Annotated in this window: 22 protein-coding genes; 16 read left to right on the top strand and 6 right to left on the bottom strand. The window is 65.0% G+C overall.

Annotated features, from left to right (window positions below; translation table 11 throughout):
- Positions 1 to 56: 56 nt before the first annotated feature.
- Entirely contained in the window at positions 57 to 1,592 is a 1,536-nt protein-coding gene (gene pgi, locus HQR01_RS11740) for a glucose-6-phosphate isomerase (protein ID WP_173215043.1), read from the top strand.
- Here the strand turns inward: pgi and HQR01_RS11735 are convergent.
- Positions 1,589 to 3,154, bottom strand: coding sequence for a winged helix-turn-helix domain-containing tetratricopeptide repeat protein (locus HQR01_RS11735; protein WP_173215042.1), 1,566 nt, complete (start codon positions 3,152 to 3,154; stop codon positions 1,589 to 1,591). The genes pgi and HQR01_RS11735 overlap by 4 nt on opposite strands.
- A gap of 130 nt (positions 3,155 to 3,284) precedes the next feature.
- Here HQR01_RS11735 and HQR01_RS11730 point away from each other — a divergent pair, with 130 nt between their 5' ends.
- Both HQR01_RS11730 and HQR01_RS11725 read left to right on the top strand, forming a co-directional pair.
- Entirely contained in the window at positions 3,285 to 3,509 is a 225-nt protein-coding gene (locus tag HQR01_RS11730; protein WP_173215041.1) for a tautomerase family protein, read from the top strand.
- Between the two features lie 159 nt (positions 3,510 to 3,668).
- Positions 3,669 to 4,493 carry a retropepsin-like aspartic protease gene (locus HQR01_RS11725; protein WP_173215040.1) on the top strand — a complete coding sequence of 275 codons (825 nt, stop codon included), beginning with the start codon at positions 3,669 to 3,671 and terminating at the stop codon, positions 4,491 to 4,493.
- Between the two features lie 9 nt (positions 4,494 to 4,502).
- On the opposite strand, the gene HQR01_RS11720 is transcribed toward HQR01_RS11725, so the two are convergent.
- Entirely contained in the window at positions 4,503 to 5,051 is a 549-nt protein-coding gene (locus HQR01_RS11720; RefSeq protein ID WP_173215039.1) for a VOC family protein, read from the bottom strand.
- A 319-nt stretch (positions 5,052 to 5,370) separates the two neighbouring features.
- On the opposite strand from HQR01_RS11720, the gene HQR01_RS11715 reads away from it, so the two are divergent.
- Positions 5,371 to 6,774, top strand: a complete 1,404-nt coding sequence (locus HQR01_RS11715) for a DEAD/DEAH box helicase (RefSeq protein WP_173215038.1) — start codon at positions 5,371 to 5,373, stop codon at positions 6,772 to 6,774.
- A gap of 33 nt (positions 6,775 to 6,807) precedes the next feature.
- Here HQR01_RS11715 and HQR01_RS11710 read toward each other — a convergent pair whose 3' ends face one another.
- Positions 6,808 to 7,404: a cytochrome P460 family protein gene (locus HQR01_RS11710; protein ID WP_173215037.1), complete on the bottom strand. Its 597-nt coding sequence runs from the start codon at positions 7,402 to 7,404 to the stop codon at positions 6,808 to 6,810.
- A 188-nt stretch (positions 7,405 to 7,592) separates the two neighbouring features.
- Between HQR01_RS11710 and gorA the strand changes: the two genes are divergently transcribed.
- A complete protein-coding gene (gene gorA, locus HQR01_RS11705; RefSeq protein ID WP_173215036.1) occupies positions 7,593 to 8,939 on the top strand; it encodes a glutathione-disulfide reductase in 1,347 nt (448 codons plus the stop codon).
- Between the two features lie 2 nt (positions 8,940 to 8,941).
- Here the strand turns inward: gorA and HQR01_RS11700 are convergent, their stop codons facing one another.
- Positions 8,942 to 10,051 (bottom strand): NAD(P)/FAD-dependent oxidoreductase, encoded by a 1,110-nt coding sequence (locus HQR01_RS11700; protein WP_173215035.1) that lies wholly within the window; start codon positions 10,049 to 10,051, stop codon positions 8,942 to 8,944.
- 59 nt (positions 10,052 to 10,110) lie between these two features.
- Between HQR01_RS11700 and HQR01_RS11695 the strand changes: the two genes are divergently transcribed.
- The 7 genes from HQR01_RS11695 to HQR01_RS11665 all read left to right on the top strand — a co-directional run bounded on the left by HQR01_RS11695 (position 10,111) and on the right by HQR01_RS11665 (position 15,645).
- Positions 10,111 to 11,136: an SDR family oxidoreductase gene (locus tag HQR01_RS11695; protein ID WP_173215034.1), complete on the top strand. Its 1,026-nt coding sequence runs from the start codon at positions 10,111 to 10,113 to the stop codon at positions 11,134 to 11,136.
- Entirely contained in the window at positions 11,136 to 11,858 is a 723-nt protein-coding gene (locus HQR01_RS11690) for an SDR family oxidoreductase (protein ID WP_173215033.1), read from the top strand. The genes HQR01_RS11695 and HQR01_RS11690 overlap by 1 nt, the downstream gene beginning before the upstream one ends.
- Before the next feature lie 96 nt (positions 11,859 to 11,954).
- Complete coding sequence (locus tag HQR01_RS11685; RefSeq protein WP_173215032.1) at positions 11,955 to 12,509, top strand: TspO/MBR family protein; 555 nt, start codon at positions 11,955 to 11,957, stop codon at positions 12,507 to 12,509.
- A 31-nt stretch (positions 12,510 to 12,540) separates the two neighbouring features.
- Positions 12,541 to 12,786 carry an accessory factor UbiK family protein gene (locus tag HQR01_RS11680; protein WP_173215031.1) on the top strand — a complete coding sequence of 82 codons (246 nt, stop codon included), beginning with the start codon at positions 12,541 to 12,543 and terminating at the stop codon, positions 12,784 to 12,786.
- A 32-nt stretch (positions 12,787 to 12,818) separates the two neighbouring features.
- The gene (gene recO, locus HQR01_RS11675; protein WP_173215030.1) at positions 12,819 to 13,418 is read left to right on the top strand and encodes a DNA repair protein RecO; all 600 of its coding nucleotides are present in this window, start codon (positions 12,819 to 12,821) and stop codon (positions 13,416 to 13,418) included.
- Complete coding sequence (gene leuB / locus HQR01_RS11670) at positions 13,415 to 14,482, top strand: 3-isopropylmalate dehydrogenase (protein WP_173215029.1); 1,068 nt, start codon at positions 13,415 to 13,417, stop codon at positions 14,480 to 14,482. The genes recO and leuB overlap by 4 nt, the downstream gene beginning before the upstream one ends.
- Before the next feature lie 32 nt (positions 14,483 to 14,514).
- On the top strand, positions 14,515 to 15,645 hold the full coding sequence (locus HQR01_RS11665) for a glycosyltransferase (protein WP_173215028.1): 1,131 nt from the start codon (positions 14,515 to 14,517) through the stop codon (positions 15,643 to 15,645).
- 3 nt (positions 15,646 to 15,648) lie between these two features.
- On the opposite strand, the gene HQR01_RS11660 is transcribed toward HQR01_RS11665, so the two are convergent.
- A complete protein-coding gene (locus HQR01_RS11660) occupies positions 15,649 to 16,920 on the bottom strand; it encodes a phospholipid carrier-dependent glycosyltransferase (RefSeq protein WP_173215027.1) in 1,272 nt (423 codons plus the stop codon).
- Between the two features lie 43 nt (positions 16,921 to 16,963).
- Positions 16,964 to 17,353, bottom strand: coding sequence for a hypothetical protein (locus HQR01_RS11655; protein WP_234030149.1), 390 nt, complete (start codon positions 17,351 to 17,353; stop codon positions 16,964 to 16,966).
- Positions 17,354 to 17,436: 83 nt separating this feature from the next.
- Between HQR01_RS11655 and HQR01_RS11650 the strand changes: the two genes are divergently transcribed.
- The 4 genes from HQR01_RS11650 (at position 17,437) to HQR01_RS11635 (ending at position 21,673) form a co-directional block, all read left to right on the top strand.
- Positions 17,437 to 17,961: a TetR/AcrR family transcriptional regulator gene (locus HQR01_RS11650; protein ID WP_173215026.1), complete on the top strand. Its 525-nt coding sequence runs from the start codon at positions 17,437 to 17,439 to the stop codon at positions 17,959 to 17,961.
- A 42-nt stretch (positions 17,962 to 18,003) separates the two neighbouring features.
- The gene (locus HQR01_RS11645) at positions 18,004 to 19,209 is read left to right on the top strand and encodes a trans-sulfuration enzyme family protein (RefSeq protein WP_173215025.1); all 1,206 of its coding nucleotides are present in this window, start codon (positions 18,004 to 18,006) and stop codon (positions 19,207 to 19,209) included.
- Between the two features lie 90 nt (positions 19,210 to 19,299).
- Positions 19,300 to 20,991 (top strand): methyl-accepting chemotaxis protein, encoded by a 1,692-nt coding sequence (locus HQR01_RS11640; protein ID WP_173215024.1) that lies wholly within the window; start codon positions 19,300 to 19,302, stop codon positions 20,989 to 20,991.
- Between the two features lie 73 nt (positions 20,992 to 21,064).
- A complete protein-coding gene (locus HQR01_RS11635; RefSeq protein WP_173215023.1) occupies positions 21,065 to 21,673 on the top strand; it encodes a 2-hydroxychromene-2-carboxylate isomerase in 609 nt (202 codons plus the stop codon).
- Positions 21,674 to 21,675: the final 2 nt, after the last annotated feature.

Below are 21,675 nucleotides of genomic sequence, written 5' to 3'. Positions count from 1 at the left end.
AATCATCGCCGAGTTCCCTAGTCGCGGCAATCGACCCACGAAAGGATTTTTGCGCGATGAGTACCCCTGCCGACCTCTGGAGCACGCTTTCTGGGCTGCCACGACCGACGCTGGGCGAGCTATTCGCCGATCACGGCGCCGCCCGGGTAGGGGCGCTGTCCGGTCGGCTTGAGCTGGGCGGCGCCGGCGGCGGCATTCTGTTCGACTGGTCGAAGACGCATCTCGACGACGCGGTGATCGTGGCATTCGAAAAGCTCGCCGAGGCGATGGATTTCACCGGCATGCGGGCCAAGCTGTTCGGCGGCGAAGTGGTCAACCCGACCGAGGGACGCGCCGCCGACCATGCGACGCTGCGCGGCACCGGCGACCCGGTCAAGGTCGAGGAAGCGATGGCGCTGATCGATCGCATGGGAATGCTGGTCGAGGCGATCCACCAGGGCGTGTTTGGCGAGGTCGAGCACCTCATCCACATCGGCATCGGCGGCAGCGCACTGGGTCCGGCGCTGGGCGTCGACGCGCTCAGCCGCGACCTCAGCTATTGCGACGTTCATGTCGTTTCGAACATCGACGGCGTGGCGCTGGAGCAGGCCTTCGCCGCCTGCGATCCGGCCAAGACGCTGGTCGCGGTGGCGAGCAAGACCTTCACCACCATCGAAACCATGACCAATGCCGAAAGCGCGCTCAAATGGCTGCGCGACAATGGCGTGTCCGACCCGGGCGGACGGGTGATCGCGCTTACCGCCGCGCCCGAAAGGGCGGTCGAATGGGGGGTCGACGAGACCCGCATCCTACCCTTCCAGGAAAGCGTCGGTGGGCGATACTCCATATGGTCGAGCATCGGCTTTCCCATCGCCATGGCAGTCGGGATGGAGGATTTTCGCGCGATGCTGGCCGGGGCCCAGGCGGTCGACGCGCATTTCCGTGATACCGATGGCGTGGCGAACCTCGTGCTGCGCGCAGCCTTTGCCGACCTCTACTACACCCATGTCCGCGGCTGCCAGACGCGCGCTGTCTTCGCCTATGACGAACGGCTCGGCTTGTTCCCCGACTATCTCCAGCAACTCGAGATGGAATCGAACGGCAAGCGCGTCACCGCCACCGGCGCCCCGGTTGATAGCCCGACCGCGCCGATCACCTGGGGCGGGGTGGGCACCGATGCCCAGCACGCGGTGTTCCAGCTGCTCCACCAGGGCACGCATCTGATCCCGGTCGATTTCATCGCCAGCGTTGCTCCGGGAGACGAGCTCGACCCGGCCCACCACCGCATCCTGCTGACCAATTGCTTCGCGCAGGGCGCTGCGCTGATGGCAGGCGGCAACATGAGCGCGGACGGCAAGGACCCGGCACGCGCCTTCCCCGGCGACCGCCCCAGCGCGACGATCCTGTGCGACGATCTCGACGCCGCGACCCTCGGCGCGCTGATCGCCTTCCACGAACACCGCACCTTTGCCAGCGCAGTGCTGATGGGCATCAACCCCTTCGACCAGTTCGGGGTCGAGCTGGGCAAGAAGATGGCCAAGGATATCGAAGCGGGCGGGGCGGCGTTCGACGCGAGCACCGAAGCGCTGCTCAAGGCGGCGGGGCTTTCCTAGACCCCCAGTTCCCGCAAGCTCCGCTCGATCGTTTCGCGGGCGGCGTTGTGCGCGTAGGGGAAGGAGCGGAAGAAGCTTGCCGCGTCGATGCCCGCGTCAAGCTCGCGGGCGCGGGCCAGCCAGGCCTGTGCTTCTTCGTGCCGGCCGATCAGTTGCTTGGTGAAGGCGGCGATCAGCATGATGTGCTTGTGCGCGCCAGGCGTGCAGGCCGCACGTTCGCCATATTCGGCGGCTCTCTCGAAATCGCCGAACTGCACATGGGTCAGCGCGCGGCTCGAGATCATCGCATAGGCCATCGGATCGATCGGGCTGAGCTCGAGCGCCAACGCCAGGTCGCGATCGGCCTGCTCGGCCTTGCCCGCGATGGTCGACACCAGTCCGCGATTGTAAATGCCCTGCGCGAAACTGGGGCTGAGGCTGGTCGCGCGGTCGAACCAGCCGATGCTCTCTTCCAGCCGTCCCTCCAGCCAGAAGCAGCGCCCGACGCTGAAATGCGCGAAGGGATCGAGCCGGTCGGCCTCGATCGCGCGCTGGGCAAGGCTGCGCGCGTGTTCCTTTTCGGCTTCCGCATCGCCGCCATAGGCCATGAAGGCGTTCTGGAAATGGGTGAAGGAGAGACCTGCCAGCGCGCGCGCGAAATAGGGATCACGCTCGAGCGACTGCGCAAACAGTGCTGCCGCGCGGTCGTTGTCGGCATGGGTGAAGCGGTACATGTGATCGAGCCCGAGATGGAAACTGGCCCAGGCATCGAGCTCGCGCGCCGGGCGGCCACGAGCCAAGCGGACCTCATTCTGCGGGATTTGGGTGGCCAGGCTTTCGACCACGCGTGCTTCGATCTGCGGCCGCAACCCCTGCAATTCGGCGAGCGCACAGTCATAGCGTTCGGCCCATAGCGTTTCGCCGCCACCGGTCTCGACCAGCGCGACGGCAATCGCGACCTCGCTGCCGCGCCGCTCAACCGTGCCGGTCAGGCAATAGCGGACGTTGAGTGCGCGACCGACCGCGACCGGATCGGCCTCGTTGCCGCGGAAGCGAAAGCTCGATCCGCGGGCGATGACGAACAGCCAGTGCAACCGTGCCAGGTCCATGATGATGTCGGCCGGCAGCGCATCGGCGACGATGGCGTGCGGGCCGTGCTCGCCCACCAGGTCGAAGGGCAGCACCGCGATCGAGGGGCGTCCCATGCGCAGATCCGCAGCGGGCGGGGCGGGGGCAGGCGCTGCCGCAGCAGGCGTGGCCGCCTGGACTTCGCCGATGAAGCGAAAGCCCTTGCCGTGGATCGTGCGGATCAGCCGCTGGGCGCTTCCGTCATCGTCGATCGCCTTGCGCGCCGCCTTGATCCGCGCGGACACGGCGGATTCGGATACGATCCTCCCATCCCACACCGCGTCGATGATCTCGTCCTTCGAAAGCATCCGCTCGCGGTGCTCGACCAGCAGGAGCAACAGGGAGAGAACCTGCGGTTCTACCGGGACGCGTACCCCGTTGTGACGCAGTTCGAAGCGGGCGGCGTCGAGTTCGAAGCCGTCGAAACGATAGGTCTGCGGCGTGAAATCCGCCAAATCGGCCCCTTCCCCGAGAAATCTCCATGAAAAGGTCAGACATCTTCACGCGATCGTCAAGCATCGCCGGTCGGGCGCGGCTAACTCCTGTTCATCGGAACCACTCCGACCATCCTCAAGGAGAATCGAAATGCCGCTAGTTACCATCGACGTGATCAAGGACGTTTTCACCCCCGACCAGAAGCGCGAGCTGATCGAAAAGGTCACCGAAGCCATGGTCGATGTCGAAGGCGAAGCCATGCGCCCGGTTACCTGGGTGCGCATCATGGAAGTCGAGCAGGGCGATTGGGCCATCGGCGGCCAGCGCCTCGGCGCGGCGGACGTCCATGCGCTGGCAGGAAAGAAAGCCGCCTGACGCGACACGCAAGACCCCCCGGAACATCCCGTTCCGTCCCGCAGGCCGCCCCTCCCCCCCGGGGCGGCCTCATCGCGTGGGGCAGGCCTTCGCCGCACAAATTCGACGGCTCGTCGACATGCTGTATCATACAAGCAAGACACCTGTCAGGAAGGTGTCATGAAAGCCCTCCTTCCAATCGCCGCCTTCGCGGCGCTGGCGACGCCTGCACACGCCGAAGAACTGCATGTGCGCGGAGATCGCCTGTTCGTGCCGGTCGAGATCGGAGGCGAGAGGGTTGAGGCCCTGCTCGATTCCGGCGCGGAGGTCACCGTGCTCGACCGCGCCTTCGCCGCCCGGATCGATCTTGGCGCAGGGGAAACGGTAACAGCCCGTGGTACGGGCGCCGCCTCTGTCGAGGCGACCCTCATCGAGAACCTCCCGGTGCGCGCCCTTGGCCGCGAACTCGTCGCTTCGATTGCCGCCATTGTGGACTTGAGCGACGTCGGTGCGCGCCTCATAGGCGGGCCGCTGCCGGCAGTGCTCGGGCGCGAAGTGTTTGACGCCGGACGCCTCGAGATCGACATCGAGGGTGGCACCATCGATTGGCTGGCGGACGAGGCTATGCCGGATGGCACGCGCCTGCCGCTTAGCGCCGCGCATGGCATCGAGACCATCCCGGTCAGCTTCGGCACAACCGAGGTCCAGGCCGATTTCGACCTGGGCAATGGTACCGGGCTGCTGGTCTCGCAGGCCCTGGTCGACCGGCTTGGCCTTACGCCTGTGGGGGTCGAACCGGGTGGAGGCCTTGGTGGGGCCAAGGGCCGCCCCGTGATTATCGTGCCCGAACTGACCATCGCCGGTCAGGTCTTCCAGGATGTCCGTGCGCATGTTGACGAAGTTGCGCAGGTCGATGCCAATGTCGGCGTCGCGCAACTGCGCAGCTTCGCGATCGTGACAGACTTTCCCGGCCGGGCCGTGTGGTTCGCGCGCCGGGAGAACTGAGGCTTCCCGCTAGTCGCGGGTGCGCGGGTTGGGGCGGGCGCGTTCTTCCTCGCTCATCCGGCCACGCGGGACGATGAATTCGAGCCGGATGCCCGAGGGCTCGCGGATCATCATGTGGGTCGTCGGGCCATTGCCCAGGAACTCGGGGCCGAATTCGATCTCGACCCGCGGATGCTCCTGGAAACGTTGGTAAAGCGCGTCGAGCGTGGCCAGGTCGCGCACGGTGATGGCCATGTGGTGCAGCCCGACGTTGGTCTTGCGATCGAAGGGCACCGCGCTCGCCGGATCGGTGACGCGCCACAGGGTGACGAACATTTCGCCATTGGTAACGAACTTGGCCGGGTAACTGGGATCGCCACCCGCCGGCTTCCAGCCCAGCGTATCGATGAAGAAGCTGGCGCTGGCATCGAGATCGCTGACCGCCAGCCCGATGTGATTGAGCGCCAGCGTCTCGGCTTCCTGCTCGGTCGCGGAGGCATCCTGGGCGGCCAATGGGGCTGCGAAGGCAAAGGCAATTCCCGCAAGGGAAAGCGGCAAGCGATAGGCGGTACGAGGCATGGCGTGTCTCCCTGGATGTCCACGCCCTATTTCGTTGCGGGAGCCCGACAAGTTTCATTCGACCTAACGCCCACGGTGGCCCACGGATGCCTTGCTCACTCATGCCCGGGCCCGAAATGCTTTGACTTTCGGGCCTTTCGTCTCCACATGCCCGCTCAACGAAGCGCGCTAGCCAGCGTGAAGCGGCGATGACCAAGACATCCATCGCCCCGGCCGCGCATCGGTTTTTCCCTAAGACTACCCTTTTCACGCGGGTCGTTTGACACCCGCGCCGCGCGACCATTGGGTCTGCGCGCCGCATTTCGAATGCGAGTACTACATGACACAGTTTTCAGACCTCGGGCTGTCGCAGCCCGTTCTTCAGGCGCTTGACCTCAAGGGTTACAGCACGCCTACCCCAATCCAGGTGCAGGCGATCCCGCCGGTTCTCGAAGGGCGCGACCTGATGGGCATCGCCCAGACGGGCACCGGCAAGACCGCCGCCTTCATGCTGCCCAGCATCGACCGCCTGCGCGATGCCGAAAAGCAGACGCCGTTCAAGTCCTGCCGCATGCTGGTGCTTGCACCAACGCGCGAGCTGGCCGGGCAGATCGCCCAGTCAGCCAAGGACTACGGCGCGCTTGCGGGCCTCAAGGTGCAGTCGATCGTCGGCGGTACCTCGGTCAACAAGGACCGCAACAAGCTGCACCGCGGGACCGACATCCTCGTCGCCACTCCTGGCCGCCTGCTCGACCTGATCGACCAGAAGGCCTTCGTGTTGAACGGCGTCGAGATCCTCGTCCTCGACGAGGCCGACCAGATGCTCGACCTTGGCTTCATCCACGCCCTGCGCCGGATCAGCCAGCTGGTGCCCGAAGATCGCCAGACGCTGTTCTTCAGCGCCACCATGCCGAAGCAGATCCAGGAACTGGTCGGCAAGTATTGCCGCAACCCGGTCAAGGTCTCGGTGACTCCCGAAAGCACCACGGCTGAACGCATCGACCAGTACCTGTTCATGGTCCAGCAGGATGAAAAGCAGACGCTGCTTGAGATGATCCTGTCCGAACGCCATCCGGTGCCGGGCAAGTTCGAGCGCGTGCTGATCTTCGCCCGCACAAAGCATGGCTGTGATCGGGTGGTGAAGCGGCTCGGCCAGGTCGGCATTCCGGCTAATGCGATCCATGGCAACAAGAGCCAGCCGCAGCGCGAACGTGCGCTCGACGAGTTCAAGCGCGCCAAGACCCCGATCCTGATTGCGACCGACGTTGCGGCCCGCGGGATCGACATCCCCGGCGTCAGCCACGTGATCAACTACGAGCTGCCCAACGTGCCCGAGCAATACGTTCACCGTATCGGGCGTACCGCCCGTGCGGGCCGCGACGGCATCGCCATCGCCTTCTGTGCCGAGGATGAGCGCGAGTATCTCAAGGATATTCGCAAGAAGACCGACGCCGAGTTCGAGCGCCTGCCGTTGCCCGACAATTTCCGGGCGGTGGTGGAGGGCGTTGGCCCGACCAAGCGCGAACAGAAGCCGAAGCTGGCCCGTCCGAAGGTGCGCCCCACCGGGGATGCCGCCGGCAGGAAGCCGAAAGCGAAGAACCGGCATCCGGATCGGGCTGGGAAGCCCAGGCGCGAAGGCAGCGAAACCTCGCCCGCCGCGCGGCCTCAGGGCAAGCGCCCCGGCGGCGGCCGCAACCGGAGCCGGAATCGCCGCGGTTCGCCGGGTGGACTGCGCCACGCATAACGCGGCGCAGTCCCGATCGGCGGTGTCCGGGACCTAGTTCGGGTCCCAGGATGCCTTCTTCGGCTCACCATCATGCAGCACCGGATATGCGGCGCTGTAGATCCAGTCGCTGTCCTTGGCCGGCTCGTGGCAGGTCTGGCAGGTTTCCTCGAACGAGGTTGCCACCTGCTTGCTCGGATCGCCGGCGTCGAACAGGGCCCAGCCCCAGCCTTCGCGCCACAAGGGGTTGTCCTTGTGGCTGTTCTTCGAATCCTTGACCATCACGAACCAGACCTTGTCCTTGGCGGCCCAGTGCGCATTGCCGGTGGTGAGCGGAGCCGCCTTGACGTCGGAAACCGCCTTCACCAGCACGGTGCCATCGGCGAAGACGCCGTCCTTGCGGTAGCTTTCGATGCCGCCCGGCGACACATAAACGGTGTGCAGTTCGTTGACTGGCGTGTCCGGACCGGCCGAGGCCGTGGCCCAGGCGCCAAGGGTCGGCCAACGGTCAAATCCTTCAGGAAGCGAGATCGCGCCAGTGGCGTCGCTCACTTCGATCGGTTGCGGCATGGCTTCGCCAGCCTGCTGGGTGCACCCGGCAAGCGTGACTGCGCAGATGCTTGCCAGCATCGCGCCTTTAACGATGTACATGTAAATTCTCCGGCGCCGCGCGTGTTGATTGCGCGGGTGCGCGTGCGTTCGGTCTGGCCGATGTAGAGGTTACACATTTTCTGCGCCGCCGTGCTCGCGCGGCCGGAGAAAAGGCGGCTTGTAACCCGACCCTTGGCAAATGCGTATAGCGGGGCGATATGGCCCCGCGCGCAGCAAGGAGTTCCCGCATGGCCGACTACGACTACGACCTGTTCACCATTGGCGCGGGCTCCGGCGGGGTGCGGGCAAGCCGCATTGCGGGCACGCATGGCGCCCGCGTCGCGATCGCCGAAGAGTATCGCTATGGCGGCACCTGCGTCATCCGCGGTTGCGTGCCGAAGAAGATGCTCGTCTACGCTTCGATGTTTGCCGAACAGCTGGGCCACACCCAGTCCAAGGGCTGGACCATCGGCGATGCAAAGTTCGACTGGGCTGCGTTGCGCGATTTCGTCAATCGTGACGTAGACCGGCTCGAAGGGCTTTATGGCGAAACGCTGGGCAATGCCGGGGTCGAACGCTTCAGCGAGCGCGCAACCATCACCGGACCCAACACCGTCAAGCTCGCTTCGGGCCGCGAAATCAGCGCGCGCTACATCCTGGTGGCCACCGGCGGCTGGCCGGTGATCCCCGAATTCCCCGGTTCGGAACACTGCATCAGCTCGAACGAGGTCTTCCACCTCGACGAACAGCCGAAGCGGCTGGTGGTGATGGGCGGCGGCTATATCGCGGTCGAATTCGCGGGGATCTTCAACGCGCTGGGCAGCAAGGTGACGCTGGTCAACCGCAGCGAGACGATCCTTCGTACGTATGAGCAGGAAGTGGTCGAGCGCCTGCCTCCGATCATGGAGGCGCGCGGCATGGACCTGCAGTTGAACGCGCATATCACCGAGGTGGCCAAGCTGGCCGACGGATCGCTCGAGGTCACGCTCAGCAATGGCACCAAGATCGCCGCCGACCAGGTGCTGGTCGCCACCGGCCGTTCCCCCAATACCGCCGGGCTGGGCCTGGAAAACGCCGGTGTTAAGCTGGGTCACAAGGGTGAGATCCCGGTCGATTCCTACAGCAAGACCAGCTGTGACAGCATCTATGCGGTGGGCGATGTGACCGACCGCATCCAGCTGACCCCGGTCGCGATCCGTGAAGGGCACGCGGTGGCCGACACGCTGTTTGGCAACAACCGCCACCACGTCGATCACAGCTGCGTCGCTTCGGCGGTGTTCTCGCAGCCCTCGATTGCCGCTGTCGGGCTGACCGAGGAGCAGGCCCGGCGCGAATTCGAAGACGTGAAGATCTACACCTCGAACTTCCGCCCGATGGGCAACATCTTCTCGCCCCGGGTCGAACGCGGTTTCTACAAGATGGTGGTCGACGGCCAGACCGATCGGGTGCTCGGCATCCATATGATCGGGCCGGATTCGGCGGAGATCATCCAGGCGGCTGCCGTGGCGGTGAAGGCGAAGCTCAAGAAGGCCGATTTTGACGCGACGGTGGCGATCCACCCGACCATGGCGGAAGAGCTGGTGCTGCTGAAATAGCGTCAGCCAAACCGACTGAGGGCCAGCTGCGTGGCCTTGACCTCGACCGCGCGTAGTTCATCGGGCCAGGCGCCGCCTGTGGCGAGTGCCTCTGCCGCCAGTGCCATGGCGGGGGAGGTTTGCAGGCCGAAACCACCTTGCCCGGCGAGCCAGAAGAAGCCCGGTGCCGCCGGATCAAAGCCGGCGACCGGCAGGCGATCGGGGGCGAAGCTTCTCAGGCCCGCCCATTTGCTCGCAAGGTGCCGGATCTCGAGCGTGGTCGCTTCTTCCACCCGCCATGCGGCGAGCGCGACATCCTCTTCTTCGGGTTGCGCATCACAGGGTTTGGACGGGTGCTCGTCCATAGGGCAGGCAAGCAGCCGGCCGCGCCCCTCGGGCTCGATATAGAAGCCTGGGCCGACCGTCTTGGTGAAGGGCCAGACGGAAACGTCGATCCCCTCGGGCACGTCGAAGGTTATGACCGTGCGGCGCAAGGGGCGGATGCCGATCGGTGCGACTCCCGCCAGCTGTGCGATTTCGTCGACCCAGGCCCCGGCGGCGTTGACCACAACCCGCGCCGCGTAGCTCTGTCCTGGCGTGTCGACGATCCAATGCGTGCCGTCGTGCCGCATCGTGGTGACCGGCGAGCGGGTCGCGATGCTCCCGCCTGCTGCGCCCAGCGCATGGCGGTGCTGTTCGAGCAGCGCGTGCGCATCGAGCTTGCGGCCGTCGCGATCGAGCAACGCGCCGATGATGCCTTCCGCACCCGTCTTCAGCACCGGCACCAGCGTCCGCGCTGCATCGGCATCGAGCCGCTCGACCCACGGTGCCCATTGGCGATAGGCGGCCTCGACCCGATCGAGCGCCTCGTCCTGCCCGGCCAGCGCGATGAACAGCGCCGGGTGGCGCCGCGCGGCAGGTTCTTCGAGCAGCGGCATGCTGGCCGCGGTCAGCGCGCGTACCAGAGGCGCATCCATGTCGAAATGGGCAAAGGCGGCGCTGCGCCCGGACGCGTGCACCCCGGGTGCTTCCTCCGCTTCGCAGACGACGGTGCGGCCGTGCCGGGCCAGGCGCGCCGCGGCCGAAAGGCCGGCGATGCCGGCACCCACGACAAGGAATTCAATCTCTTCCATCGATACTCCGTTGTGGCGTGCCCTCCGCCGACCTAGAGTGGCAGCAAAGGGGACGATCAATGGCAAGCACGGTACTCGTCACGGGCGGCACAGGCTATATCGCGGGTGAGCTCATCCGCCAGTTGCTGGGCAGGGGGTGGACGGTCCATGCGACCGTGCGCAGCAAGGCGAAGAGCGAAGCCCGGCTGCGCGAAAGGCTGGGCAATCCGGGGGAAGACCGGCTGAAGATCTTCGAAGCCGAACTGATGAGCGATGCGGGCTGGGCCGAAGCCACTGCCGGGTGCACCCATGTCGCCCATGTCGCCTCGCCGATTGCCGCTTCCACCCCCAAGGACGAGAACGACATGATCGTGCCCGCGCGGGAAGGGACGTTGCGGGCGCTGCGTTTCGCCAAGGAAGCGGGGGTCAAGCGTTTCGTCCAGACCAGCTCGATGGCGGCGGTCGCCTATGGCCGCAGCGAGAAGGACTATACAGTCGACGAAAACGACTGGACCGACATTACCCATCCCGACGTCTATCCCTATGTCAAATCGAAGACGATCTCCGAACGCGCCGCGCGCGAATGGGTGGCACAGCATGGGGAGGGGATGGAGTTCGTCTCGGTCAATCCGGCAATGGTGCTGGGCCCGGTCGACGATGCCGATTTCAGTCCCTCGGTTGAGGTTGTGAGGCAGCTGCTCAATGGCTCGATGCCGATGGCGCCCGACCTGGGATTTGCCATCGTCGATACGCGCGACGTCGCCGATCTTCACCTTCGCTGCCTCGAGGAACCCGGTCTGGCGAATGAACGGTTCCTCGCCGCAGGGCGGTTCTACAAGATCATCGAGGTCGGTGAGGTGCTGCGGCGCGGATTGCCCGCGGCCCACACGCGCAAGGTGCCGACGAAGATCATGCCCGACTGGATGGTCGCGATCCTCAGCCTGTTCAACGCCGGGGTCCGCTCGATCAAGAGCGAACTCGGCAAGAGCCGCCATGTCGATGCCAGCCACGCCAAGCAGCGGCTCGGCTGGCAGACTCGCGACGAGGAGGAGAGCATCCTCGATTGCGCGCGCAGCCTGATCGAACATGGCGTGGTGAAAGTCTGATGGAAATCTCGGGAAGGACCGTCCTGCTCACCGGGGGAACCGCGGGGATCGGCGAACAGACGGCGCTGCAGCTGAAGGCCAAGGGGGCGACTGTCATTGTTACAGGGCGCAATGCCGAGCGGCTGAAGGCGATGCGCGAGCGCGGGTTCGAGGCGATCCAGGCCGATCTGTCGATGCCGACGGGAGCGGAAGATATCCTGCGCACGCTGGGGGATCGCAGTATCGACATCCTCATCAACAATGCCGGGCAGGGGGTCGACCATGATTTCCGCGAGGCGCAGCCCGATGGGGATGCGGCGGATCACTGCATCTACGCCAATCTGAATACTCCGATCAGGCTGATTGCGGCGCTGGTCCCGCGGCTCAAGCAACGCCCTCAGGCGGCGATCGTGAACGTAACCAGCGGGCTGGCCATAGCGCCGCGCGCGGGTGGGCCGGTCTATTGTGCGACCAAGGCCGGCCTGCGCAGCTACACCCAGGCGATCCGGGCCCAGCTTGCCGGCACTAGCGTATCGGTGATCGAGGCATTGCCGCCGGTGGTGGAAACGGCGCTGACCGCGGGGCGCGGGGGGAAGAAGATGGCGGCCGACGAGTGCGCACGCCAGATCGTTGAAGGGATCGAAAAGGGCCGGGCCGAGGTCAACGTCGGACTGGTCAAGGTCCTGCAGGCGGTTCATTCCGCCTCTCCCGCGCTGGCACGCAAGGTCATGCTGCGTTTCTGACGCCCCGGGGTGGGACGATCGGCGGCTGGTCCATTGCCAGCCCGCGCGCGGCCCGCCAGAACACGGTTAACGATTCGCGAGCTATCGGGGGATTGCATGAACATGCTGGCTTCGCGCGGGCAGCTGCGCGCGAGTTTCATTCGCTGGGCGCTGTTCTGCGTGCCCCTGCTCGTGCTGCTGGGCTTCCTGTCGGGCACCTTCGGCGGTGCCAATTCGGCGTGGTTCCTGGGACTGACCAAGCCCGATATCTATCCCGAACCCAAGTGGTTCGGCATCGTGTGGACGATCCTCTACATCATGATCGGTCTCTCATTGGCCTTGATCGCATCGGCATGGGGGGCACGCGGTCGCACGGCTGCGCTGTGGGTTTTCGTGGTGCACTTCCTGCTCAATCTTGCGTGGTCTCCGACCTTTTTCGCCGCACACCAGATCACTGTCGCGCTGGCCATACTGGCGCTGATCGATGTGACACTGTTGGTGGTCATCGTGCTGTTCTGGAAGGTTCGCCGCGGGGCGGCAGTGCTGTTGCTGCCCTATCTCGCCTGGGTCCTGTTCGCGACCGTGCTCAACTACGAGTTCCTGCGGCTCAATCCCGATGCCGACGGGGCACGCAACGATGGCCAGGTCGAACGGGTGCGGATCGGGAATTGATGTAGCGCGCCTGCGCGCCTAGATAGCGGCCATGCAAAGCCAGAACCCGTTGATCGCCGATTTCGTCAAACTCGCCAATTCGGCGGCCGGTACTTTGGCCGGCATGGGGCGCGAGGCGCGCGAAGCCGCGCGTGAACGCGCCAAGGAAACCTTCGGCGGCATGGATTTTGTGAGCCGCGAGGAATTCGATGCGGTCAAGATGATGGCCAGCAAGGCGCGCGAGGAAGCCGAAAAGCTGGCCGAGCGCATCGCGGCGCTCGAAGCCAAGATCAAGTGACCGGCACCCCTGCCTTGGGGTAGGGGACCGCAATGCACCTGACTTCCCCCGCAATTCTCATCGCCGCGCGCCCGCATGGGGAGACGGCGGTGATCGCGCGGATGCTGACAGAGGAGAACGGGCTGGTCGCCGCCTATGTCGCTGGCGGGCGGGGCCGGGTGCTGCGCCCGGTGGTGATCCCCGGCAATCTGGTCCAGGCGGAGATTCGCGCCAAATCCGACAGCCAATTGCCCTTTGCCCGGCTGGAGCTGGTGAAGAGCCGCGGACCATGGCTGGGTGAACCGCTTCCAGCTGCGGCGATCGCATGGGCGACGGCGTTGACCGCCACTGCGCTGCCAGAACGAAACCCCTACCCGACGCTCTATGCTGCGCTTGGCGGCCTGCTCGACGCGATCTGTTCGGCCGATGCCGCGCGGCAGTGGGTCGAGGCCCTGGCCGTCTACGAAACGCTGCTGCTGCGCGAACTCGGCTATGGCGGCGAGCGGCCCGAGATAGCGGGCCTTGGGCAGGCTCTGGAAATTCTCGACCGCCAGGAACCGCTTATTGCCCGCTACCTCCTTGCCGACACGCGCGCCGACGTACTAGCCGCAAGGCAGCTACTGAGGCAGCGGTTGGGACGGATGATCGAATGAAGATTGCGGTATTGGCGGGTGATGGGATTGGGCCAGAGGTAACCGCGCAGGCGCTGCGCGTGCTCGAAGCGCTGGCTCTGCCCGACCTCGTGCTGTTCGAAGGCGACGTCGGTGCCGCCGCGTACCGCCGCCACGGCCACCCCCTACCGCCCGAAACGCTCGCCATGGCGCGCGCTGCCGACGCCATCCTGTTTGGTGCGGTCGGCGACTTCAGTTGCGATGACCTGCCGCGCCACTTGCGGCCCGAACAGGCGATCCTTGGCCTGCGTGCCGAACTCGGCCTGTTTGCGAACTTGCGCCCTGCCGCGGGATTCCCGGGGTTGGAGCACCTCTCGTCGCTGAAGCCCGAAGTGGCGCGCAGCATCGACCTGCTGGTCGTTCGCGAACTCAACGGCGACGTCTATTTCGGCGACAAGGGCGAACGCGAGAGTGCGGGCGGGCGCGAAGGCTGGGACTCGATGTCCTACAACGAGGCCGAAGTGCGCCGCATCGCCGAAGTTGCCTTCCGCGCTGCCATGGGGCGGGGCAAGCGGCTGTGCAGCGTGGACAAGGCCAATGTCCTGGAAACCAGCCGCATCTGGCGCGAGACGATTATCGAGGTGGCCAAGGATTATCCCGAGGTCGAGCTCGAGCACATGTATGTCGACAATGCCGCCATGCAGATGGTCAAGGAACCGGGTCGCTTCGACACCATCGTAACCGGAAACCTGTTCGGCGATATCCTGTCCGATCAGGCCTCCGCCTGCGTCGGCTCGATCGGCCTGCTGGCCAGCGCGTCGCTGGGCGAACGACAGACGGAGCATGGAACCTTCGGCCTCTATGAACCGATCCATGGCAGTGCGCCGGACATCGCCGGGCAGGGCAAGGCCAACCCCGTCGCTGCGGTGCTCAGTCTCGCCATGCTGCTGCGTCACTCGCTCGGGCTTGAGCAGCAGGCGGGGTGGATCGAGCGCGCGGTCGAGGGAATTCTCGACGATGGTGTTTTCGGCGGCGACCTGGGCGGCAGTGCTTCGACGGGTGACATTGGCGATGCCATCTTGAGCAAGCTGCAAACCATGTCTTGAAATTGACCCCTTATGCGGGTCAGGCAGGTCATATGACTTCGCCGCTATCGCCAATCCCGGCAGATTCCGCGCAAACCCTGGAGTTGGCGATCATCCTGCCAACCCTCGACGAGCGCGACAATCTTGCCCCGTTGGTGGAGCGGATCGCAGCCACGCTTGGCGGCACCGGCTGGGAAATACTGATCGTCGACGACAATTCCGCCGATGGGACCGCCGACGAAGCACGTCGCCTCGCCATGTCTGATCCGCGAATACGCGTGATCCAGCGTATCGGTCGTCGCGGACTGTCGAGCGCCGCGATCGAGGGTTTCTGCGCCACGGCCGCGCCCTTCGTCGCGGTGATGGATGCCGATCATCAGCACGATCCCAAGCTGCTCGTCGACATGCTGGCCTGCGTGAAGTCCGGGGAAGCGGATGTCGCCGTTGGGAGCCGTTTCGCTGAGGGTGCGAGCATGGCTGAATGGGGGCGCCCCGATCGGGAGAAGCTTTCCAGCATGGCCAACACGCTTGCTCGCAAGCTTACCGGCGTCGATCTGACTGACCCGATGAGCGGATACTTTCTGCTGCCAAGCGCCTTGGCACGGGCCATGGTCCCGAAGCTGTCCGGGATCGGTTTCAAGATCCTGCTCGACCTGCTTGCCACCTCGCCAACGCCGCTCAGGGTGCAGGAGTTTCCGATGAAGTTTGCCGCCCGCCTTTCCGGCGAATCCAAGCTCGATCGCGCCATTGCGCTCGATTTCCTCGCCGGCCTTTATGACAAGAGCTTCGGCCGGGTGATTCCGACACGTTTCGCGCTGTTCGGTACCGTCGGAATGATGGGTGTCGGCGTGCACCTGGCGATCCTTTATGCCTGCATATTGGTTCTGGGGACGAATTTCGGATGGAGTCAGACCGTCGCGACCTTTGGTGCGATGACCTTCAACTTCTGGCTGAACAATTTCCTCACCTATCGCGACCGTCGTCTCAAGGAGCCGGGCAAGCTGTTCTGGGGTTGGGTGAGCTTTGTTGCCGCCTGTTCGATCGGCGCTTTCGCCAATGTCGCGGTGGCGACCACGCTGCACGATCGGGGCCTGCATACCATGGCCGCGGCGCTGGTAGGCATCGGCATCGGCTCGGTATGGAACTATGCGCTCTCGAGTCGCTTCGTCTGGGGCCGCTACTGATCGCTAGCGCCAGCTTTCGAGCCAGGTCCACACGGCGAAACTGTTCGGTCCTTCGAGCGGTGCCGCGCTAAGAATCGGGTAGAACCAGGCGAACAGCGCCACGCTGCCGATGATCGGCACCAGCGCGATCCTGCGCGAGCCGCCCTGCCACAGTGCATCGCAGGTCAGTGCTAACGCAGCCAGAAGGGCCATGCTGGGCAGGGCGTAGTGGTAGTAGAACTGCACCGGCTTCATCGCGATCACCCAGAGGCCGAGACTGACCGCGTAGATCACCACCACGGCCAGGGCCGCCCAGTTGCGACGGGCGAGTCCATGCCAAAGGCACCATGCTAGCGCTGGCAGGCCCAGCAGCATCGTGAGGGGATTGCCGATCAGCATGATCCCGCGCTGCACTCCGTCGACCGGTTCGTAGAGGTACCAGATCGACCGGTGATTGAGCACCCAATCGTGCCAGGTCGACTGGTAAGGGTGGGGCTGCAGGACCTGTTCCTGCAGGCTGAGCATGAACTGGTGGTGGAAGACCAGCCCTTCGGTGATCGGGTGGACGGCGAAAAACCAAGCGGGACCGAAGGTTGCGGCATAGATCGCCAATGGCACGAGGCCAAGCCACAGGGCTGCCTCGACAAGCGTGGTCCCCGGAACCGGCGCGCCGCGACGGCTCAGCAGCAGGCGTCGGCGACCTGCGAATATGCGCGCGACGAGGAAGGCCAATCCGAACAGCGGGGCGATCGGCAGTGCGTTCCACTTAGAAGCCATGGCGCAGCCTAGCGCTATGCCGGTGAGCGCCAGTCGCCAGCGCCCCTGCTCGGGTTGGCGGATGGCGGCCGCGAACTGCCAGGCCGCGATACAGAGGAAGGATAGGTAGAAGATGTCCAGCATCGCGATGCGCGCATGGACGAAGAGGTGGAAGCCCGTCGCCAGCAGCGCGCCATAGGCCAGCGTGGCAAAGCGGCTCAGCGTGGCGAACCACATCGCGCGCATGGCCGCGAACAGCGCCAGCGCGCCGAACAGGGTGGGCATGATGCGCCATCCCCACGGGTTGTCGCCGAACAAGGCCATGCCAAGGGCGATGAGCTCCTTGCCCAGCAACGGGTGTTCGCGATTGACGAATTCGCCCAGCACCAGCAGCTCTCGTGCCGCCGGCAGGTAGTGGACTTCGTCGAAATAGGGTTTGGTGACAACGGTCAGGTAAGGGAGGCAAAGCAGCCAGAAGCCCAGCGCAAGTGCGACACACCAGCCTAGGGGGTCGCGGGGTTGCTGGGGCGCGCGGCTCATCATCTGCGGGCCTAGGAAAAGGCCGCGCGCCCTGCAAGCGCGATCAGGCGGTGGCGCGCTTCTCCAGCCAGAACAGGCGGGCAACCATGGCGAGTAGGCCGATGCTGGCGCTGAGGCCGACGAAGACAACCCAGGGCAGCACATTCATGCCGGCAGCGCGGGCGCGGGGGACTACGAAGAACAGCGCGGTCCCGGTCGCGAACAGTAGGTCCCACCATACCTGCACGCCCCACAAATTGGTGGTGTGGTTGGCCCACACCAGCAGCACGCCTTCCTTGGCAATGGTGATCGCGGTGAAGCCGGCAAAGGCGCCCGAAAGCGTCGCGGCGAGCAGGGCATTCCCGGTCGCTTCGCGCGTCGTGAGGATATGGGCGAGGACCAACAGGACAGCAACGACGCCGCCTGCGGCGAGGAATTCGAATGACGACATCATGGATCTCCGACTCAAATGTAGCGACCGCTACACTTGTAGCGATTCGTAGCACTCGCTACAAGTGCCCAATGGCACCCGCCCGAATGTCACGCGAAACACTGCTGCCTGCGCTTGCCGCACATGTGCTCGAACACGGGCTGGCCGACATCTCGCTGCGTCCGCTGGCCAAGGCGGCGGGCACCAGCGACCGCATGCTGATCTACCATTTCGGTAACAAGGACGCCCTGGTCGCAGCGCTGCTCGAATATCTCGCGGGTATTTATGCCGGTGCGCTCGACGCGGCCTTTCCCGATGGCCGCGCCACTTCGCGCAGGGCCCTGGCCGAAACGGTTCTCGCGGTGACCGGCCAGCCCGCCTTTGCGCCCTTCCTGCGGCTGTGGTGGGACATCGTCGCTGGCTGTGCCGATGGGCATGCAGACTATCTTGCCAGCGCGGGTGCCATGGTCGACGTGCTGCTCGGCTGGGTGGAAGCGCATCTGCCCGCTCACGATCCCGATCCGGTCGCGGGTGCACATGCGGTGCTGGCGGTGATCGAAGGGGCGATGATGCTGCGCGCGATCGGGCGCGGAGACATCGGCGAAGCGGGGCTTGCCGCGCTGGAATCCTAAGCTGCTTGCCGCGCGGAGCCCCCGTGCTATCCCCCCGCCATCATGAAGAAGACCACCGGAACCGACCGCTCGATCACATCCCAATGGCGCCCCGCGACGCAGGCTGTGCGCGGCGGCACCTGGCGCAGCGAGCATGGTGAGACCAGCGAAGCGCTGTTTCTCTCATCGGGCTTCACCTACGACGACGCGCAGACCGTCGCCGACCGTTTCGCGGGCGAAGCGCAGGGCATGACCTATTCGCGCCTGCAGAACCCCACCGTGGCCATGCTCGAAGAGCGCATCGCACTGATGGAAGGGGCGGAAGCCTGTCGAGCGCAGGCAAGCGGGATGGCGGCGATGACTGCCGCGTTGCTGTGCCAGCTTTCCGCTGGCGACCACGTAGTCGGCGCGCGCGCGGCCTTTGGATCGTGCCGCTGGCTGCTCGACAGCCTGCTGCCGCGATTCGGTATCGAGACCACCGTTGTCGACAGTGCCGATGACGATGCGTGGGAGGCCGCGATCCGGCCCAACACCAAGGTCTTCTTCTTCGAAACGCCCGCCAATCCCACGCTCGACGTGGTCGACCTCGCGCATGTCTGCGGGGTCGCCAAGGCGCACGGCATCACTTCGGTGGTCGACAACGCCTTTGCCACCAGCGCGCTGCAACGTCCGATGGACTATGGTGCCGATGTGGTCGCCTACAGCGCGACCAAGCTGATGGATGGGCAAGGCCGAGTGCTCGCCGGTGCAGTTTGCGGCTCGCAGCAATGGATCGACGAGGTATTGCTACCGTTCCAGCGCAACACGGGCCCGAACCTCTCCCCATTCAACGCCTGGGTGGTGCTCAAGGGGCTCGAAACGCTCGACCTGCGCGCGCGCCGCCAGAGCGAGAACGCGGTCGAGCTGGGCAAGTTCATCGAGGGCCGGGTGCCGAAGATGCTGCATCCCGGCCTGCCCAGCCACCCGCGCCACCCACTCGCCACTCGCCAGATGGTCGCGACTGGCCCGATCTTCGCCTTCGACGTCAGCAAGCGCTCCACCGCCTTTGCCGTGCTCGATGCGCTGCAACTGGTCGATATCTCGAACAATATCGGTGATGCGCGCAGCCTGATGTGCCACCCGGCCAGTACGACCCATGCCAGCATGTCGCCCGAGGCACGTGCCGAAATGGGCGTGACCGAGGGGCTCCTGCGGATCAATGTCGGGCTGGAGGATGTCGAGGACCTCAAGGAAGATCTCGACCGGGCCCTGGCAGCGGCCGGTCTCTAGCGGCCACCCGCCATGTTCCGGAGCCTTTCTTAACCAAACTTTAGCTGGGCATTTCTAGACCATAACGCATCTCTTCTTGAAAGTTTGAGCATGCGTTTTTCATTCGCGTCCAAGTCGATATCCGGCGTTCTCTCGATTGCCGGACTAATTGTCGGCCTGGGTATGGTCTCCATCCTGGGCCTCGCCTGGTCGACCACCAGCAACCTGCAAAAGGCTGTCGACGAGTCGAGCCAGGTGACGATGGCGATGCGCAACCATCTGGAATCGGACAAGATTCACGATGCCCTGCGAACCACGACCTTCCGCGCCCTGCAAGCGTCATTGACCAGCGATCCGCAGGAAGCAATTGCCGCGCGCGAGGATCTGGACGCCTATCTGGCCCAGCTGCGCAAGGTACAGGAAGCAACCACCGAACTAAAATTGAAGCCAGAGATCGCGGCCGAGATGCGCTCGGTGCAGCAGAGCTATGTGCCTTACATCGAGATCGTCCGGGAAATCGTCGCTCTTTCAGGCGGCAAGGTGGAGGCCGTTAACCAGCGCATGCCGAAGTTCCAGGAGGTCTTCATGACCATGGAGCGCGAGAATGCGAAGGTAACCGATCTCCTCGAAGCCGAGGTGCATGCCAGCGCGATCCGCGTTTCCGACACCCTCTCCAACCTGCTGTTGCAGCTTGCGCTGGGCGTTGTCGCGGTGCTGACGCTGACCGCCGTACTCGTGTGGCAACTGCGCCGCCGCATTGTCGAGCCATTGGCCCGGATCAGCTATGATCTTCAGTCCGACCTCCCCACCGACCTTTCCGAAGACCAGGCCCGGGTCGACGAGATTGGCGAACTGGCGCGCAGCGTCGGCGCGTTCCGCGAGGCGAGCGAACGCGTACGCATGAGCGACGAGGCGCGTATCGAGGCAGAGCACCGTGCCCGTGAGGAGGCCGAGCGGCTCAAGGCGCTGGCCAATACCGCCGAAGCGCTGGAACAGCGCACGCTCGGCATCGTCGAGCAGGTCATCGCCACTACCGCCGAACTCAAGCTGGTCGCCGATGCACTCGCCGATTCTGCCGGACAGTCGCATGTCGAGACCACCTCTGCCGCCGCTGCTGCAGAGCAGACGCTGGGCGGGGTGCTTGCCATTGCACAAGCTACCGACGAACTGCTGGTTTCGATCGAGGAGGTTTCGGGCCGCATCCATGTCGTGGCCCAGTCGGGCGAGGAGGCGCGCCAGCTGGCGACTTCGACCGAGTCCACCATCGCCGAACTCAATGAAATGACGAAGCGGATTACCTCCTTCACCTACCTAATCGGGGAAATCGCCCAGCGTTCGAACCTGCTGGCGCTCAACGCTACCATCGAGGCGGCTCATGCCGGCGACGCCGGCAGCGGCTTCGCGGTGGTTGCTGGCGAGGTCAAGCAGCTGTCCAACCAGACGTCGAAGGCGGTCGAGGAGATCGAAGAGCAGATCCGCGGCATGGCGACGATCACCAGGAACGCCACCAGCTCGCTTGCGGCCATGGCCAAGGCGATCAATGAACTGGGCGGAGCGACCACGTCGATCGCCTCGGCGGCAGAGCAACAATCACTCGCCACGTCCGAGATCGGCCGCACTATCGAGATGTCTTCGACCGGCACCGAAGCGATGCGCGGCAACCTGCAGCGCGTCGAAGGCCAGGTGAGCGAGACGGCGAGCAACGCCGAGGCAGTGCGCGAAGCGACCCGTATGCTCGATGCGCAGGCTAGCGAACTCAGCCGTGAAATGGCGGCGTTCATCGCGCAGGCCAAGGCGGCCTGATCGAACTGCCGGGGGGTAACTGGCCAAATCCGCATGGGGTCTCTAGCGTGGCTTCTTCACTAGGAAGACGCCAATGCCTCAAGCCGTTGAATTCATTTTCGATCTCGTAAGCCCGAACGCCTACCTCTCGTGGTGGCCATTGCGGGAGATGCTGTCGCGACAGGGGGCAGAGCTGGAGATCACGCCCGTATTCCTGGGCGGCATGCACAAGCTCACTGGTAATGCTCCGCCGTTCGCACGCGACGCCGAAATCCGTGGCAAGAACGCCTACGCCAGCCTCGAGATGCGACGTTTCATTGATCGGCACGGGCTGACCGGGTTCCGCATGCCGGCCCAGTTCCCGTTCAATACTATCCTGCCACAACGCATGCTGCTGGCTGTCGAAGGTGAGGAACGGGTGGCACTGGCCGAAGGCCTGCTCAAGGCGCTGTGGGAAGATGGCGTTTCCGCCGGCGATCCCGATGCACTGGCCACCGTTGCAACGGCCGCGGGGCTGGATGCGGCCGCGATCCTGGCGGCGACGCAGGACGACGCGATCAAGCAGCGCCTGGTAGCGAATACCGACAGCGCGGTGGAACGCGGAGCCTTCGGGATTCCGACCTTCTTCGTCGGTGACGAAATGTGGTTTGGCAAGGAGCGCCTTGGCCAGATCGAGGAGTACCTCGCTGGAGGGAAGCCCTGAAA

The organism is Erythrobacter mangrovi, from assembly GCF_013260645.1.
Classification (GTDB): Bacteria; Pseudomonadota; Alphaproteobacteria; order Sphingomonadales; family Sphingomonadaceae; genus Qipengyuania; species Qipengyuania mangrovi.
This window is presented reverse-complemented; position numbering and strand designations above follow the sequence as displayed.